The organism is Rickettsia felis URRWXCal2 (genome assembly GCA_000012145.1).
Classification (GTDB): domain Bacteria; phylum Pseudomonadota; class Alphaproteobacteria; order Rickettsiales; family Rickettsiaceae; genus Rickettsia; species Rickettsia felis.
This window is the reverse complement of record CP000053.1, coordinates 688,334-707,014: the sequence shown is the minus strand read 5'-3', so window position 1 is coordinate 707,014 and position 18,681 is coordinate 688,334. Positions and strand designations below refer to the sequence as shown.

The following is an 18,681-nucleotide window of genomic DNA, read 5'->3' as shown; positions in this document are numbered from 1 at the left end:
ACGGCTCGTTATTCACGCAAGCAACGACACCAATTTTCAAATTAAATGAGTATACATGCAACCACATAAAGCACATATTTTAATCGTAGATGATGATAGCAGAATATTAGCACTTTTAAAGCAATTTTTAAATAAAAACGAGTTTTTAGTATCAACGGCAAGCTCAGTCATAGAAGCTAAAAATCTATTAAAAACTTCTAATTATGATTTAATTATTTTAGATGTTATGTTACCTGAAATAACAGGGCTTGATTTTGCTACTACTATAAGGGATGCCGGTAATAATATTCCTATAGTTATGCTTACTGCTTTATCGGAAGCCGATGACCGTGTTAAAGGACTTGAAGCCGGTGCCTCTGATTACATAACTAAACCTTTTGAACCGCGAGAATTATTACTTCGGATAAATAATTTAATTAATAATTATAATAACTTTAAAAAAGAAACGAATATAATTAAATTCGGCAATAATTTCTATAATTTTGATACAAAGGAATTCACTAAGAACGATCAAATCATATCTCTTAGCTCTACCGAACAAAAATTACTTGAGATATTAATAAAAAATTCCGGTAAATCTACTAGTCGTTTTGAGCTTTCAAAAATTATGGGCGGGCTTAGTATGCGTTCTATCGACGTACAAATTACAAGAATAAGAAGTAAACTAGAAGATAATCCAAAAGAGCCGAAATATTTAAAAACCGTGCGTAATGAGGGCTATGCACTTTATATCTAAATTATTACCGAGAACATTATTTGTACGATTTATGTTCATAATAATCATTCCGATTTTAATAGGGCAAATTGTTGCTATATTTTTGTTTTACGATCGTCATTGGTATAATGTTTCATATTATACTAGTACTATTATTATTAATGAAATAGAATCACTGATTAAAGAACATAGAAATAATTCAAGAGAGATAATCCATTTATCGGAAAATTATCTTAATTTATCTTATCAATTTCAGCTTAATAAAAAGTTATCTATAAAACAACCTAAATTAAGTGAGCCTCTAACTATATTTAAAAATATTTTAGCTACAAAAATCCATGAAAAAAATATAGTTAAACTAAATAAAGAAAATAAAATCGAAGTATTTTTAGAATTAAAAGATGGAATATTATATATTACTTTTCCTGCAAAATTACTACTTAATCCTACAGTATATATATTTGTTTTATGGATTATATCTTTAACTGTTATATTACTTTCTATTTCTATTATTTTCTCCAAAAATCAAATTAAATCAATAATCACTCTTGCGGATAGCATGGATAAATTTGGTCGAGGTGTTTTAAAAGGCAAAAATTTCAAACCTTCAGGAGCTTTAGAAATAAGAAAAGCAGGGCTTGCTTTTTTAAAAATGAAAGCCCGTATTGAAAAACAAATTACTAAAAGAACCACTATGCTTGCTATGATTTCGCATGACCTTAGAACTCCTTTAACAAGAATGAAGCTACAACTTGAATTGATGGAAGGAAGTGAAGAAATTAAAGGATTAAAACAAGATATATTAACTATGCAGCAAATGATAAATTCTTATTTAGATTTTGCTAAAGGTGAAAGTACAGAAGAATTTGAAGAAATTTTATTATTACCTTGGATAGAACATTTTTTAAATAAATGGTCACATGTAGATATTGAATTTATAAAACTTAATAATATAGATAATTCAAAAGTACGAATTAAACCAAATTCTTTTGAAAGAGCCTTGTCTAATTTAATCGGTAACGCTATAAAATATGGAAATAAAATTAAAATATCTTTGACAGATAATTCATCTACGGTAACTATAATTATTGAGGATAACGGTCCCGGTATAGATGATACGGAAAAACACCTTGTATTTAAACCGTTTTATAGATCGGATAAAGCAAGACAGCTTGATAATGCAAGTAACGTAGGACTTGGGCTTGCTATTACTAAAGAAATAATAAACGATCATAAAAGCTCTATTTATTTAGAAGATAGCAAGGATTTAGGCGGGTTATCGGTAAGAATCGAAATACCTAAAATATGACGCCGATGTCATTGCGAGGAGAGGCAAAGTCTCGACGTGGCAATCTCATAAAGTTGGACTCCTGAGATTGCCACGCTCCTTGCAGTCGCTCGCAATGACGGGAAAATCTATTCATGCAGCAACATCTAAAATATAAAATAATGACTAACATAAAACATTTAGCAATAATAATGGACGGTAATGCTCGTTGGGCAGATCAGCATAACTTAACAAAATCTGAAGGGCATAAAGCAGGAGCCGATAAAATTCGTGAATTACTGCCTGAGTTTATTAATCTTAATATACCTTATATAACTTTATATACTTTCTCTTCCGAAAATTGGCAACGTTCAAGCACGGAGGTAGATTTCTTAATAAAATTATTAAGTATTTATTTTAAAAATGAATTAAACAGTTTACATAAAAACGGCGTTAAAATAAAAGTAATAGGTAGGCTTAATTTATTAAGTAGCTCATTGCAAAAACAAATAAATAATGCTATAGAATTAACAAAAAATAATAATAAAATAACGCTTTGTATAGCTTTTAGTTATGGAAGTCGTCAAGAAATAGTTGATGCCTGCACAAAAATTATTGCAAGCGGTAAAAAAGAAATAAGTGAAAGCGATATAGGACACGCTTTATATGATCCTGAAATGCCGGATGTAGATTTATTAATAAGACCGGGCGGGGTCTATCGCATCAGTAATTTCTTGCTTTGGCAAGCAGCTTATGCTGAATTATATTTCTCACCCAAATATTGGCCCGCTTTTAATAAAGATGATATAATAGAAGCTATAAATGATTACTCAAAAAGGAAAAGAACATTTGGCAAAAGATAAACAAAATATATATTTAAGAATCCTATCCGGTATAGTTTTAGTGCCGTTATTTGTTATAGCTATATTATGGTTTAAGCCTTTATTCTATATTCTAATGATATTAGTGGGTATGGGAATGTTAAGTGAATGGTATAATATGACCTATTCTTCTATTCCTTATCTATTAATCGGGCTAATTATTATTCCAATTCCTATAAGCCTATTAACATTTTTAAGTATGGAAGATACCAATAGATGGCTTATTATGCTTTATTTTTGCATAATTTGGTCGGTAGATAGTTTTGCAATGATTGGCGGCAAAACTTTTAAAGGAGCAAAACTTGCTCCAAAAATCAGTCCTAAAAAAACTTGGAGCGGTTTAGTTACCGGAGTATTATCAGCAGGTTTGGTTGCGGTATTAGCTAGTTTTATACCAAACTTTCATATTGAAAATTACTATTTTTCAAATAAAATTTATTTGTTTATAATTAGTTGTATATTAGCATTAATAGCTCAATCAAGTGATTTATTTATTTCATATTTAAAGCGAAAATTTAATATTAAAGATAGCGGTCATATAATACCTGGTCATGGAGGAGTACTAGACAGATTTGATAGTATTATTTTAACCGCTCCAGTATTATTTTTTATAAGTATACTCTAATCGTCATTGCGAGCAGCCGTAGGCTGCGTGGCAATCTCGTCAAATATCCTGAGATTGCTTCGTCACTACGTTCCTCGCAATGACGGAAAATTTGGTCCATTATAACTTATGATAATACATTTAAATAATCATTCTAAAAAAATAATTTTAAATATCTTTTTAGCTTTACTGCTTGGATATTTTGTTTTTCATTGCATATATGGTAACAAAGGGATTATTGCATATTTAAAAGTAAATAGGCAGCTTGAAAAAGCTTATGATGAACTAAAAGGCTTACGAGCAGAAAGAGTAGAACTTGAACATAACGTCAAATTACTCCGAACGGAATCGCTAAATAAGGATATGTTAGAAGAACAAGCAAAGAAAGTTTTAGGAGTAGCAGATCCTAAAGAACAGGTGTTTACAATAAAAGATACACCTAGTCAAAGGTAAACATCGTCATTGCGAGGAGCTGTAGGTCTTGTTTCATGACTTTTATGTCATTCCTGCGAAAGCAGGAATCCAAAAAAAGTATACATACAGCAAATTTTTGAAATTAAAATAAAAGCTTAGGTTATCTCGCTTTATGATGGATTCCTGCTTTCGCAGGAATGACATCCAAAACAACATTATTGATTAAAAGGAATTGAACATAATTTATGAACATTAAAATTTATCAAGACGACCTACCTAATAATTTTGAACTTGAAGGGGATATTGCTATAGATACCGAGACAATGGGGTTAAATCTACATAGAGATAAACTCTGTTTGTTACAATTTAGTAACGGCAACGGTGAAGCCCATCTTGTTCATTTTGTAAATCAAGATTATAGTGCTCCTAATTTAAAAGCATTATTGTTAGATAAAACTAGATGCAAGATATTTCATTTTGCTAGATTTGATTTAGCAGCTATAAAAAAATATTTGAGTATAGATTTAGAAAATATCTTTTGTACTAAAATATCTTCAAAGCTCGTTAGAACCTATACTGATAGCCACGGTCTTAAGGATTTATGTCGGGAGCTACTTTCCATAAATATTTCTAAACAACAACAATCTTCCTATTGGGGTACTGACAATTTATCTTCAGAACAAAAAGAATATGCAGCAAAAGATGTGCTTTATTTGCATCAGTTAAAAGATATTTTACAAAAAATGCTACTTAGAGAAAATAGGCTTGAACTTGCCCAAGATATTTTCCGCTTTTTACCGACAAGAGCTAATTTAGACCTTATAGGTTGGAATGAAATCGACATTTTCATGCATTAATTTAAATTAATACAAATTAACAAAAAGATTAAATTATTAACTTAATAAATTGACTCTAGGTATAAAATCAGGCACACTATTTATAGGACTACTAACAAGATAGCTTTCAAATTATTTTGTTAACAGTCCTAATTAACAACTAAAATAGTGGATCTTTATGACTGATAAAATAACAACACTCTTAGATTCAAATGAAGCACTAAATCTAAGTCTAGAGGGTGGTTATCTTAGTGATATAACTAGGGAAAAAAATAATTTAGGTGATGCAGATTTTATAACATCAGAAGAAAAATATGCTTTAGATCCGGACACAATTCTATCCATGACTCTAAGTGGTATATTTGGAGAAATAAGATCACAACCAGAAACAAATATTGTAAACTCTTCATTAGAACCAACATCAAAAGAAAAAAATACTTTGAATGTTGATAATAATGTAAATGCTTTAAGTATTAATGTTGTTGTAGCATTTTGTTGGTGGGCAGTAAATTATATAATAGCATCAGTTGCAAATATTTGTAATTACCGTGAGAGTCCGTCACAGCAACAACAAGAAGAGCCGTTTGATATTGCAAAACTGTGGCTCAATGACCCTGTTTATTTCGAGCATATGCAAATGGGAGGAGACACAGGGATGGTTGCGATTGGAGCGATGGGGACGATTGAGGCACACTAAAAAGTGATGCAACTAAGCATACTCTACTGACATTCGTCATTGTGAATGAGCGTAGTACCTGCGTGGATACCAAATCGTCATTGCGAGGAGCGAAGCGACGCGGCAATCTCATGAAATAATAACAAGCTCCTGAGATTGCTTCGTCAATTGCTATGCAATTTCCTCGCAATGACGGAAAAAAATATCAAACTATAATATTCACAATTTTACGAGGCACGAGAATAATCTTCTTCGGCTCTTTCCCTTCTAAGAATTTTTGTACTTTTGGCAAATTGACGGTAATTTGCTTTATTTCATCTTCGCTTGCAGAAGTTTTAAACTCATAAGTATCACGGAGTTTGCCATTAACCTGCACTGCCATAACATATGTATCTAATTCTAACATTGATTCATCAAATGCTGGAAAGGCTGAATTATATAACCGCTCTTTATTCCCAAGCTTTTGCCAAATTTCTTCCGTAATATGCGGGATAAAAGGGTTTAGCAGCTGAACTATAACATTAAAGCCGTATCTTACGGTTTTAACATCAACCACTTCTTTATTAAGCTCAGCAGATATAGCATTAGAAAGCTCACGCATACGTGCTATTGCTCTATTTAGGACAAAATGCTTTATATCATCGGCAACGTGCTTTATGGTAAAATGAACTAATCTGTTTAATTCTTTGTTAATTTCACTATTCACATCATCTATTAAAGAAGCTATCGCCTCAAACATATGCTCAAGCTTATTAATAAAACGTGAGCAGCCTTCAATACCGCTTGCCGACCATTCTAGATCTTTCTCAGGCGGACTATCGGACAGTACAAAAAGCCTAATAGCATCAGCCCCATATTGCTCTTGCATCGTCACAAGATCGATGAGATTCTTTTTAGACTTACTCATCTTTTCAATGCGTCCCTGCACTACTCTATTATTGCTTTCTTTATGAAAAAATTCATTACCTTTTTTAACTACTTCTTCAGGATATAACCAATTATTATGTTCATCTTTATAAGTAGCATGCAGCACCATCCCTTGAGTAAATAGCCCTTTAAAAGGCTCACGAACGCTTACGTAATTCTGTTCGTTCATTACTTTTGTGAAAAACCTTGCATATAATAGATGCATTACTGCATGTTCTATACCGCCTATATATTTATCCACCGGTAGCCAATAATCACAAGCTTTTTTATCGGTCATCTCTGTAGCATTGCTATTGCAATATCTCGTAAAATACCAAGATGACTCGAAAAATGTATCAAAAGTATCGGTTTCACGAATAGCCGACTTATCGCATTTCGGACAATTAACATGTTTCCAACTAGGATGATGATCAAGCGGATTACCGTGACCGTCAAAACTAACATCATCAGGTAACGTAACGGGTAAGTCACTGCACGGTACGGGAACTATGCCGCAAGCTTCACAGTGAATCATAGGAATAGGACAACCCCAAAAGCGTTGACGAGAAATTCCCCAATCTTTTAGACGATAATATACACTGCGTTTACCTATGCCTAGTTTCTCAAATTCATCGATTACTTTTTGTTTTGCTTCATTACTAGTTAAGCCGTTTAGAAAATCTGAGTTAACCAAAATTCCATCTTCCGTATAAGCGGTCTTTTGTACATCAATATCCGTTTCAATTACCTGCTTAATAGGCAAATTCATTTTAACAGCTAATTCATGGTCACGTTCGTCATGAGCAGGACAACCGAAAACAGCACCAGTGCCGTAATCCATTAACACAAAATTCGTAATAATAACCGGTAGAACTATATTTGAATCGAAAGGATGAATGACATAAAGACCGGTAAAGACTCCCTCTTTTTCAGTCTTTTCTAGTTCGCTACTTCCTGTAATATGCGAACATTTAGTTATAAAACTCAATATTTCAGGTGTCTTAGAAATTAATTTCTCTATTATTGGATGATTAAAGGCAATTCCTATAAAACCAGCGCCGAAAATAGTTTCAGGTTTGGTTGAGAATACTTCTATAGTATTATCTTCATTATCCTTAATTTTGAAATGAAAGTTAGCACCTATCGATTTACCTATCCATTTCTCTTGCATAGAGCGAACGGCTTCAGGCCATTCTTTTAAATTCTGAATTTCATTTAATAACTCTTCAGCATAATCGGTGATTTTTAAGAACCATTGCTTTAAATAACGCTTCTCAACAATTGCACCTGAACGCCAACCACGCCCGTCTACAACTTGCTCATTTGCAAGAACGGTATTATCAACCGGATCCCAGTTAACAAGCGATTCTTTTTGATAAGCAAGATTTCTCTCATAAAGCTCTAAAAAGAATTTCTGCTCATGTTTATAATACTGCGGATCACAACTATTTATCTCTCTAGACCAATCATAAGAAAAGCCCATAGATTTTAGCTGCTTTTTCATATTCTCGATATTAGAATAAGTCCAATCTTTCGGATGAGAATTATTTTTTATTGCGGCATTTTCGGCAGGTAGCCCAAAAGCATCCCAGCCCATCGGATGAAGCACGTTAAAACCTTGCATAGTCATAAACCTTGCAATAACATCACCTATAGAATAGTTGCGTACATGACCTACATGGATTTTACCGGAAGGATAAGGCAACATTTCAAGTACGTAATATTTTGGCTTGCTACTCTCGTTTGATACCTCAAAAGCTTTCTCATCATACCAAATTTGTTGCCATTTTTGTTCTATTTGATTCATATTTTTTTATAATTTATATACTGCGTCGTCATAGGATTTGTTGCATGGATCAGTTGTCTCGTCATTGCGAGGAGATGCGTAGCATCGACGCGGCAATCTCAGGAGTTTTATACTACTTCACGAGATTGCCACGTCGCTTCGCTCCTCGCAATGACAAGTTGGGTAATACCTCTTCACAATGACGAAGTCATTACCTCGCACTATTAATATATATATCTCTAGCTTTTCTTAAAATTTTATCTTCAAGCGTGATAGCAAGATTTGAGGTGTTTTCATTAAGTACCCATTGTTTATTTTTAAGCATTTCCTCAAATACTTTCACTTCAATTGAATCAGGGGTTATTACATCGTCTTTGATAAATATATTGATTTTAAATCGAAAATTAGGATTAGAGCGTGGGCTATACCATTCCGTAATAATCACACCGCCGTTTGAGTCAGCTGATGCAAGAGGAGCAAAACTTATAGTCTCTAATGCTGCTTGCCAAAGATATTTATTAACTGAACCTCCTACAGCTTTAGTAGATTCGTTTTTTACCCTGCCCGGTCTAAAAACTAGTCCTTCTTCACCTGCTATAGAACCTACTTCGTCCCATTTCTGCTCTCGTTCTGTTTTTGGATAATCATCATCCGCTAAGATACTAGTACTTATTGCACTAAGTATAATTACAAAAAATAATCCGATAATTTTTTTCATAACCAATATTTAATTAGAGTGCTTGAGAGAAATAATAGAGAAGCTTTGGCTATTAGTCAAAAATTATTTGAAACAACCTTTTCGTCATTGCGAGGAAATTACGAAGTAATTGACGAAGCAATCTCAGGAATCTTATTTTATGAGATTACCACGCTCCTTTCAGTCGCTTAGCTTATGACGGAAAAACTAAGGCTACACCTTAACTGGCATGACGACAAAAATATCTTTAGGATTCTCAGGAAATTTAATAAGTACCGGTGCTGAAACATCTGAAAAATATAGTTCTACTAAATCCGACTTCACGGCTTTTAAGACATCTTCCAAATATTGCGGATTAAAGCCTATAGCTAAAGACTCATCACTATTATATTCATAAAAACTTTCCTTATCTTGTGAAGAATTAATAACCTCTTTTGCGTTACCTCTTGCCTCACCGACGGCACTAATCTCTAAGGTTTCACGAGATAAGGATAATTTTACCGCTCTAAATTTTTCAACGGTTATTATCGCTATCCTTTCTATACTATCTGCAAATATTTTTCGATTAATTACTAATTTTGAGCTGCTGCTTTCCGGAATAAAAGCACTATAATCAGGGAAAGTACCGTCTATAAGCTTTGATAGCATAATAGTATTTTCGTTACATATAAATTTAATCTTATTGCTACTTAATAAAATTTCTATATCTTCATTTATATTTTTAGGATCTTTAACTATTTTTAAAATTTCCTCGGCACTTTTTTGCGGTAATATAACTCCAAAATTCTTTATTTGTTTTTCTAATGTTACCCATGAAATCGAAAGCCTATGTCCATCGGTACTTGCCGAACAAAACTCTTTGTCTTTTATGTGTAAATAAACACCGTTTAAATTATAACGAGTTTCATCTAAAGAAATCGAAAATTTTGTCGATTCGATTATTTTAGCAAAATCCGTGCAGGAAATTTTAAAACTTGCTTCAGGATTAATACTATCCATTGGAGGAAAAGAACTAACCGGCAAAGTAAATAAATTAAATTTACAATTTTTTCCTTTGATTTCAAGTCCCGTTGTACCGAGATCTGTTAATGTAAGCTCGGAATCCGGAAGTTTTCGGACTATATCATTTAGAGTTTTCGTAGAAACGGTAAGTTCACCTTCACTTACTACCTGTACTGCTATTTTTTGACTTAAGTACAAATCCATATTAGTAGAACTAAGCTCTAGATTGCCGTCTTTTGCCGATAATTTAATGTTTGCATATTCAGGTATTACATTACGTTTTTCAACAACGGAACTTGCAAACCCTAGGGACTGAACTAACGTTTTTGTTTCAACTATTAATTTTAACATATTGTTATTCTCTTAATGTTCCTTGAAATTTTTGTTCAATAGCTGCAATTAAATCTTGGCTAAATAAATTTAAGTCAGCTTCAGTTAAAGTACGATCATCTGCTTGTAGCTCTATTTTAATGGCTATAGATTTTTTACTTTCAGGTAATTTATCACCGCTATAAATATCAAATAATATAACTGATTTGACAAGCTTTTTATTAAAATTATTTATATATGATATTATTTCACCGACTCTATGATCTTGATCAACAATGAATGCGTAATCTCTAAAATTAGCTTGGAAATCCGATACTGCAAATTCTTCTCTTTTACCGAATTTAGCTTTTATCAACGGCAAATTCGTAATATTTAGCTCGAATGCAAATATTTCCTGATTAATATCGTAATATTTCAAGATTTTAGGGTGTATCTGTCCAAAATGACCTAATAAATTTTTACCAAGCCCTATATTTACTGCTCTAGTTGGATGATAGTATTGTGGCAATGCTGTCCCATTTGTTGCTATACATTTATCTATAGATAGTCCTGCATAATCCACTACCAGCTCTAAATCGCCTTTAAGATCAAAAATATCATAGCCTCGTCCAAGCGAATGAGGATTTTTATTATTATATGAACCGCTTATAATTGCCGTTAAATAAGTTGCTTCCGTATTTAAATCTATAAAGCTCGGTCCAACTTCAAAAAAAGCCATATCCTTTATAGAGCGTGCTAGATTTTTACTTACTATACTTAACAAATTCGGCAGTATAGTAGGACGCATATAATTGTCTCCTATGCTAATAGGATTAAGCAAAAATAACTCTTCTTTTAATTCAGCAAACAACTTTGCATCTTCACTACTCATAAAAGAGTTAGTTACTACCTCATCATAGCCTTTGCTTGCTAATATCCTTTTAAAACTAGATATTCTTTTATACTCTCTTAGCTTATTATTATCTTGGTCTAGTTCGGGTAGTTTTATACTCTCTATTTTATCATAGCCGTAAATACGAGTGATTTCTTCAGCTATATCTTCTAAAATAGTTATATCATGACGCCAAGAGGGAGCTATTACCTTTATAATCTCACCTTTAACATCCGTAATAAATCCTAGTTCATTTAATATAGCTTCTATCTCTTTAATACTTAATTTAATTCCCGTAATTTTTTCTAAATAGTATGCTGAAAAATCTAAAGGTTTTTTTTGAGGCTCTTTCTCACCGAATTTCACTACTTCCGATACTTCACCGTTTCCGCATATTGACAAAATAAGATTAGTCGCTATGTCTAAAGCTTTTTCCGTAAAATTTCTATCGATATTACGCTCATTACGATATCTAGCATCCGTATCAATTTGAAATCTTCGCCCGCTAGCTGCAACCATTTTAGCATTAAAACATGCAGCTTCCAGTATTATATTAGTCGTACTATCAGTACAACTACTCTTAGCCCCTCCAATGACACCGGCAAGACCTTGGATACCGCTTTCATCTTTTATAGCTAAATCATTTTCGGTAAGTAAATATTCTTTGCCGTTTAGAGCGTGGAATTTAGCTACGTCATTGCGAGGCTGCAAAGCAGCCGCGGCAATCTCTTTTTGTTGTCCTGAGATTGCTTCGTCGCTACACTTCTCGCAATGACGTGCTACACTAATCCCCCCTTTTATCCTATCCGCATCATAAGCATGCATCGGCTGCCCAAAGCTATAGGAAATATAATTTGTTACATCAACTAGGCTTGAAATAGTTTTTACCCCGACATTTTTTAATAATTTCCGTAACCAATCAGGGCTTGGTTTATTTTTTAAATTTCTTATTTCTCTAAAAGTAAATAAAGGACAGGCTTCTTTGTCTTGCACGTTAAGCTTCATTTTAGAAGTAAAGGTACTCTTTATTTCTGGAATTTCTAGCTCTTTAAGTATTCCTATTCCTTTAGCTGCTAAATCTCTTGCAATGCCGTAAACTCCAAGTGCATCACCACGATTAGGAGTAACGTTAATAACAAATATAGGGTCATCTAAACCGTAATATTTAGTAAAATTCTCTCCAACTACGGCATCTTCATATAGCTCTATAATCCCTTCAGACTCTGAAGCTAGCAGTAATTCTTCTTCAGAGCAAAGCATACCACAGCTTTTTTCGCCTCTAATAATAGATTCCTTAATCTTAAATTTACCGTTTGGTATTTCTATTCCGATATTTGCAAGTACTACTTTTATACCTGCTCTTGCATTACTCGCACCACAAACTATTTGTCGCATACCGCTTTTAGTCTCAACATCACAAAGTTTTAACTTATCGGCTGACGGGTGAGGTTTAGTACTTGCTATATATGCTACTTCAAACTTTTGTAGCTCTGCCGCTTTATCTATCACCTCCTCTACTTCAAGACCAATAGCTGTTAGGGCTTCGGCAATTTCAATAACTGTGCTAGAAGTCTCTAAAAATTGTTTTAACCATGATAACGTAAATTTCATTTCGTAAGCCCTCCTGCTAAATTCGGTATATCAAAGCTCCCAAAATTATAATGTTTTAGCCAACGCATATCTCCTTCAAAAAATTGTCTTAAATCTTTGATATTATATTTTAGCATTGCAAAACGCTCTACCCCAAGCCCAAAAGCAAAACCTTGATACTCACTACTATCGATACCGACATTTTTAAGCACGTTTGGATGGACCATCCCGCAACCGAGTACCTCAAGCCATTTATCGTTTTTATTCATCCGAATATCAACTTCGGCAGAAGGTTCGGTAAATGGGAAAAAGCTGGGTCTAAAACGTAATTCAATATTAGAATTTTCAAAAAAGCTTTTTATAAATTCCGTGATAACATATTTTAAATGCCCCATATTGATATTTTTATCAATAACAAGTCCTTCTATTTGGTGAAACATCGGCGTATGCGTCATATCCGAATCTGATCTATAAGTCCTACCAGGTGCTATAAACCTAAAAGGCGGTTTGCCGTTTTTCATAGCTCTAATCTGCACTGTTGAGGTATGAGTACGTAATAACAGCGGTTTATTGTTTTCTTGACCTTTCAAATAAAAAGTATCATGCATTTGCCTTGCGGGATGGTCATCTTCAAAATTGAGAGAAGTAAAATTATGGAAATCATTCTCGATATTCGGTCCGTTTTCTATAGTAAAACCAAACTGCGAAAATACTTGTATTAACTCCTCACTACATTGTGTTATTGGATGAATAGAACCTTGCTTATATCTTCTTGCTGGGATTGTTAAATCAATTTTATCGGCAGCAAGTTTTAAATTTAGTTCCTGCTCCTCTAAAATTTCTTCTTTTGCTTTTATTATATTTTGTATTTTATCTTTTAATTTATTGATTTTTAAGCCAAATTCTTTACGTTCCTGTTCATTTAAACTACCTAATTTTTTAAGCTCACCGGTCACTATACCGTTTTTACCTAAAAATTCTACTTTATATTCTTGTAGTTCTTTTAAGTTTTGTACTAATAAGATTTTTTCCTCAGCAAGTCTTAATATTGTTTCTATATTTTCCATGATGTTTTTTGTTTGTTTTATGTTAACACTGTCATCCCGTGGCTTGTCCACGGGATCCAGTAATAAAAAATACAGCTATAAAAAGCTCGATTTATCTCGCTTTATGCTGGATCCCGTGGACAAGCCACAGGATGACACAGAGGACGTTTTTTGATCGACGCGGCAATCTCATCGAATTTCCTGAGATTGCCGCGTCGAGGCTTCGCCTCTCCTCGCAATGACGAGGTGGTTAAACCAACTCGCACTTCATATTATTCCCCTCTATTCCCACCAACTTCGCTTTAAATATCTGCCCTATTTCTAAAGGTTTGTCTAGCTTTACCGGAATAAAATTTTCGGTATGGGCGATATTATTATTCTCTACCAATAACTCTACTTTCTGACCTATATGCTTCTTAAAGAACTCAGATAGCTGATTCTGCCCCTCTTGTCTTAGAATTTCGGCTCTTTCTTTCCTTATAGCTTTCGGTACTTGCGGCATACGTGCTGCAGGCGTTCCTTCTCTTTCCGAATAAGGAAAAACATGTAAATATTGTAATTCCGCTTCTGAAATTAATTTTCTTGTATTTTCAAACATTTCAGGAGTTTCAGTCGGGAAACCAGCTATAATATCAGCTCCAAACGATACTTCCGGTCTTATAGCCCGCAACTTTCGACAAAACTCTATTACATTTGCCCTATTATGACGTCTTTTCATACGTTTTAATATCATATCATCGCCTGCTTGCAAGCTAATATGAAAGTGCGGCATTATCCTCTCACTATAAGCTATAAGCTCAAAAAGTTCATCATCTATTTCTGCAACATCTATTGAAGATAAACGAAGCCTTTTTAGTTCAGGCACTAAATTTAAAACTCGTTTAATCATTTGTGCAAATGTTGGGCTTCCGGGTAAATCTGAACCGTAAGCCGTAACATCAACACCGGTAAATACCACCTCTTTAAAGCCGTTTAGTACTAAATGCTTTACTTGGCTCACTATAGCTCCTATCGGTACTGATCTACTTTTACCTCTACCGTAAGGGATAATACAGAAAGTGCAAAAATGATCACAACCGTTTTGTACCTGAATAAAAGCACGAGATTTACCGTCAAAGCTACTTACTAAATGACCTGCCGTCTCTTTCACCGACATTATATCGTTAACTGCTATTTTTTCATCCGTAATTTGGTAATAGCTAGGCAATAACTTCTCTTCATTACCTATAACCTTATCAACTTCCGGCATATTACCGTACATTTGTGGACTTGTTTGAGCGCTACAACCGGTAACGATAATTTTTAAATCAGGATTATTTTTTTTAGCCTTGCGGATAGCTTGTCTTGCTTGTTTCTCAGCCGCTTTAGTTACAGCACAAGTATTGAATATTGCCACATTATCGATACCCGATAATTCCAAGTTTTTTCGTATTATCTCACTTTCGTAAATATTAAGTCTACAGCCGAATGTTACTACTTCTTGTCTTAAATTATTGCTCACAATAATATTCCCCACGTGCTACAAGCGTAGCTGCTCCTTGCATTATTATATTACCGTTTTCTTCTTTCATAGTAAGGCTGCCATACTTAAATACTACCGTACTTGGTGAATGGATAAAACCGAGCTTTAAACCGGCAGCAAAACTACCGCAAGCCCCGCTTCCGCAAGCAAGAGTTAATCCTGCCCCTCGCTCCCAAACAGATAAATAGATTTTATTATCTTTTACTTCAGCAAAATTAACGTTTACCCCATCTGCGAATAATTCCTTAGCCTGTAATTTTTCACCAACAATTTTTTGATCTTGAGGTTCTAACTTACTAAAAATAACCAAATGCGGATTACCTATATCAACACAAATAGTTTCCTTTAAATCAATCATATAACGCTCTGCGAGTTCCCAAATTTTATCACGGCTTGGCATCCAAACTTCATTAAAACTAACCTTTCCTACATTAACGCTAATATTATTTTCATCTTCCACATTACATAGCAATTTTTTATTGCCTACCATTACAGTAATATCTTTCTTTCCCGTATCAAGATAAATTAACTTGGCTAAACATCTTGTAGCATTACCGCATAATTTAGCACTAGAGCCGTCTATGTTATAGATAATCATCTCATAAAAATCATCATGCTCTTCATAAATAATAAACTGATCACAACCTATACCTGTATGACGATCAGCCATATTTTTTGCTAGCTGCGATAAATCATATGAACTTGATAAATCTCGTTTGTTAACAACAACAAAATCATTACCGAGACCATGCATTTTTACAAAATTAATTTTACTAATCATAATGTTTTATATATTAGGAAATTGTATTATAGCAAATTTCTTGGAATTTGCTATAATGAAGTGATGATATATAAAAAATAGAAATGAAAGTACTCAATATTATGCTAAGTCGTGATCTTGGCGGAATTCAACAAGCATTTTTAGATTATAATGCAGCTCTTGAAATGCAAAAAATTGAGGTTATAAATATCACTTCTTACAAAGCAAAAATAAATTCTTTTCTACGTAAGACAAGTTTTAAACTACCTAACTTAGTACCAATTGATCCGTTATCGGTACTTATTCTTAAATATATAATCTACAAAATTAAACCCGATATAATTATAGCACACGGTAATAGAGCAATAAATTTTAGTAAATTTGCTAAATCACAAAATATAAAATTAATTGGTATCGCTCATAATTATAGTTTAAAAGGCCTACGTAAATGTAATTTTATTATTGCCCTGACGCATCATATGAAAGAATTTTTACTAAAAAATAACTTTGCCGAATCTTGGATATGCACCTTACCGAATATGATAAATATTTCTAAAGACTTTACTCCAAATAAAACATATAAAAAACCTATAGTAATTGGTATACTAGCAAGATTTGTAGCTAAAAAAGGTGTTGATGTTTTTATTAATGCTATAAAAATTTTAAAAGAAAAAAAATATGATATTCAAGCTGTTATAGGTGGAAGCGGTGAGGAAAAAGATAATTTAATTGCTTTAGCACGTAAACTTAATTTACAAGATCAAATATCATTTACGGGATGGGTTAATGATAGAGACAATTTTTTTAAACAAATAGATATTTTTTGTTTACCGTCTCTTCATGAACCGTTTGGAATTATAGTGCTTGAAGCAATGGAGGCGGGGCTACCTATCGTTAGTACAGACACTGAAGGGCCTGCAGAAATCTTAAGCGACATGCAAGACGGGCTTATTTGTAAAGCGGCTTCTTCGGAAGATTTAGCAGAAAAAATTGTCTATCTAATAGATAACCCTATAAAAGCAAAGGAATTTTCTAAAAACGCCTATCTTACTCTCAAACAAAATTATGATATTAAAGTTGTTTCTAAAAAGTTACAGCATATTTTAGAAAGCTTGATATAAGCGAATTTTGCAGGATTCGCCTGTGCTCACGTATTTTTTATACGCTGTGCAGACTCACCTTTAAATTCATCTTATCTGAAGCTTTTTAAAATATGCTGTAGCAACATTATTACGCAGTTACAAAAATAGTTAGTTGAAAAAATAATAGTCTATATTGACATAATAGTTTAAAGATTCATAATTAAAATTAAGTAATGTTAATTTATTTTAATGAACCTACTAGATAATCGACATTGCGAGGAGCGAAGCGACGTGGCAATCTCGTTTAATATCCTGAGATTGCTTCGTCAATTGCTATGCAATTTCCTCGTAATGACGGATAAGCTGATCCACGCAATAATAACCTCTAGAAATGGTATAAATATCCTCATTATATCGATTTCGTCATTTCTATTATGTAGTTGTAGTACTAAACAAAATAATACTATCCCTAATCTCTCATTACCTACTACTTGGAATAATTATTCTTTAGCACAAAAAGATAATATGCCGCAGCAATGGTGGCTACAATTTAACGATCCGGTATTAAATCAGCTAATCGAAGAATCTTTAACCGGTAACTCCGATATTGAGCTGGCAATGAGTAATGTGCTAGCAGCGAAAGCTCAACTTAACCTTGTTAATTCTTATAGATTTCCACAAATCAATTTACAGGGAGGAGCAAATCGAACAAAAAATAGCAAGGAAACGGTACGTTTATCAGTTATAAGTAACGTCACTATGAGTTACTTTAATCTTTTAGCATTAGACAAACAAATCTATCTAACTGAAAAGCTAATTGAGGCTCAAACGGAAATTTATAAATTAAATCAGAAATTATATAATCTTGGTGTGGGTGATTTAATATCGGTTAGTGAAGCTGCTTCCGAGCTTGCACTTACTAATTTATCATTACCGCCTTTAAAACAACAAAGACATGAGCAGGAAACCGCTTTAAAAATTTTAGTAGGTAGGACTCCTGAAAATATAGTAAACGGCTTAATTTATCGTGATAAACCAATAGATTACTTCCCTGCTCTACCGGTATTACCTAAAATATTACCGTCAGAGCTTTTAGAACAAAGACCTGACATTAAAGCAGCAGAGCAGAATTTACTAGCAGCAGACGCAAACTTAAAAGCCATAAAAGCTACTTATTTTCCACAACTTTCTTTAACAGGCTTATTAGGATTCGGTAGCAATAAACTTAATACTCTCTTTAACAGCTCAGCACAGACTTGGCAAATAGGCGGCAACATAGCAGGACCTATTTTTGATTTTGGCAAAACTAGAGCTAACGTACAAATTGCCGAAAGTGTTAAAGAACAATATATAGCACAATATAAATCAGTAGTACGCACAGCTTTCGGGGAAGTTATGGATGCTTTATCGCTTGAGCAAACATCAAACAGTAATTTTCATATTTGGCAACAAAATGAAGCAGCTTTAACATCTATATTTAAGCTTGCCGCTCAGCGTTATAAACGAGGTAATATAGATTACTTAACAGTGCTTACAGCTAAACAAAACGTACTACAAAACGAAATTGACGGGGTGGCTATAAAACTTTCACAGCTAAGTTCTATGGTTAATATTTTCCATGCTTTGGGCGGAAAGTGGTAGTACGAGCAACGTCATTGTGAGGAAAATTACGAAGTAATTGTACGTCCGCAATCTC

Annotated in this window: 16 protein-coding genes and 1 pseudogene; 9 read left to right on the top strand and 8 right to left on the bottom strand. The window is 33.4% G+C overall.

The features are described from left to right. Positions 1-55: 55 nt before the first annotated feature. From RF_RS03520 to RF_RS09860, 7 genes are all read left to right on the top strand, one after another. Positions 56-736, top strand: coding sequence for a response regulator transcription factor (locus tag RF_RS03520; protein ID WP_011270988.1), 681 nt, complete (start codon positions 56-58; stop codon positions 734-736). Next, positions 711-2,024, top strand: coding sequence for an ATP-binding protein (locus RF_RS03515; protein WP_011270987.1), 1,314 nt, complete (start codon positions 711-713; stop codon positions 2,022-2,024). The genes RF_RS03520 and RF_RS03515 overlap by 26 nt, the downstream gene beginning before the upstream one ends. A 113-nt stretch (positions 2,025-2,137) precedes the next feature. Further along, positions 2,138-2,845, top strand: coding sequence for a polyprenyl diphosphate synthase (gene uppS / locus RF_RS03510; RefSeq protein WP_011270986.1), 708 nt, complete (start codon positions 2,138-2,140; stop codon positions 2,843-2,845). Continuing rightward, on the top strand, positions 2,805-3,488 hold the full coding sequence (locus RF_RS03505; RefSeq protein ID WP_011270985.1) for a phosphatidate cytidylyltransferase: 684 nt from the start codon (positions 2,805-2,807) through the stop codon (positions 3,486-3,488). Before uppS ends, RF_RS03505 begins: the two co-directional genes overlap by 41 nt. Positions 3,489-3,596: 108 nt before the next feature. Further along, positions 3,597-3,920: an FtsB family cell division protein gene (locus RF_RS03500; protein WP_011270984.1), complete on the top strand. Its 324-nt coding sequence runs from the start codon at positions 3,597-3,599 to the stop codon at positions 3,918-3,920. Positions 3,921-4,126: 206 nt separating this feature from the next. Continuing rightward, complete coding sequence (locus RF_RS03495) at positions 4,127-4,738, top strand: ribonuclease D (RefSeq protein WP_011270983.1); 612 nt, start codon at positions 4,127-4,129, stop codon at positions 4,736-4,738. 157 nt (positions 4,739-4,895) lie between these two features. Beyond that, positions 4,896-5,414: a hypothetical protein gene (locus tag RF_RS09860; protein ID WP_011270982.1), complete on the top strand. Its 519-nt coding sequence runs from the start codon at positions 4,896-4,898 to the stop codon at positions 5,412-5,414. 184 nt (positions 5,415-5,598) lie between these two features. Here the strand turns inward: RF_RS09860 and leuS are convergent, their stop codons facing one another. The 7 genes from leuS to dapF form a co-directional block, all read right to left on the bottom strand. After that, entirely contained in the window at positions 5,599-8,106 is a 2,508-nt protein-coding gene (leuS, locus tag RF_RS03485) for a leucine--tRNA ligase (protein ID WP_011270981.1), read from the bottom strand. A 190-nt stretch (positions 8,107-8,296) separates the two neighbouring features. Next, a complete protein-coding gene (locus tag RF_RS03480; RefSeq protein ID WP_011270980.1) occupies positions 8,297-8,803 on the bottom strand; it encodes a DUF3576 domain-containing protein in 507 nt (168 codons plus the stop codon). Between the two features lie 192 nt (positions 8,804-8,995). Next, entirely contained in the window at positions 8,996-10,135 is a 1,140-nt protein-coding gene (gene dnaN / locus RF_RS03475) for a DNA polymerase III subunit beta (protein WP_011270979.1), read from the bottom strand. A gap of 4 nt (positions 10,136-10,139) precedes the next feature. Further along, complete coding sequence (gene pheT / locus RF_RS03470) at positions 10,140-12,596, bottom strand: phenylalanine--tRNA ligase subunit beta (RefSeq protein ID WP_011270978.1); 2,457 nt, start codon at positions 12,594-12,596, stop codon at positions 10,140-10,142. Further along, positions 12,593-13,642: a phenylalanine--tRNA ligase subunit alpha gene (pheS, locus tag RF_RS03465; protein WP_011270977.1), complete on the bottom strand. Its 1,050-nt coding sequence runs from the start codon at positions 13,640-13,642 to the stop codon at positions 12,593-12,595. The genes pheT and pheS overlap by 4 nt, the downstream gene beginning before the upstream one ends. A gap of 229 nt (positions 13,643-13,871) precedes the next feature. Next, positions 13,872-15,137 (bottom strand): tRNA (N(6)-L-threonylcarbamoyladenosine(37)-C(2))-methylthiotransferase MtaB, encoded by a 1,266-nt coding sequence (mtaB, locus tag RF_RS03460; protein ID WP_011270976.1) that lies wholly within the window; start codon positions 15,135-15,137, stop codon positions 13,872-13,874. Beyond that, positions 15,112-15,924 (bottom strand): diaminopimelate epimerase, encoded by an 813-nt coding sequence (gene dapF / locus RF_RS03455; protein WP_011270975.1) that lies wholly within the window; start codon positions 15,922-15,924, stop codon positions 15,112-15,114. Before dapF ends, mtaB begins: the two co-directional genes overlap by 26 nt. An 83-nt stretch (positions 15,925-16,007) precedes the next feature. On the opposite strand from dapF, the gene RF_RS03450 reads away from it, so the two are divergent. After that, positions 16,008-17,024 (top strand): glycosyltransferase family 4 protein, encoded by a 1,017-nt coding sequence (locus tag RF_RS03450; protein WP_011270974.1) that lies wholly within the window; start codon positions 16,008-16,010, stop codon positions 17,022-17,024. Here RF_RS03450 and RF_RS09855 read toward each other — a convergent pair. After that, positions 16,996-17,131 (bottom strand): annotated as a pseudogene (locus RF_RS09855) (palindromic element RPE3 domain-containing protein); the annotation flags it as partial. The gene RF_RS03450 and the pseudogene RF_RS09855 overlap by 29 nt on opposite strands. Before the next feature lie 103 nt (positions 17,132-17,234). Between RF_RS09855 and RF_RS03445 the strand changes: the two are divergent. Next, positions 17,235-18,626, top strand: coding sequence for a TolC family protein (locus tag RF_RS03445; protein WP_011270973.1), 1,392 nt, complete (start codon positions 17,235-17,237; stop codon positions 18,624-18,626). The last annotated feature ends 55 nt before the right edge of the window (positions 18,627-18,681 follow it).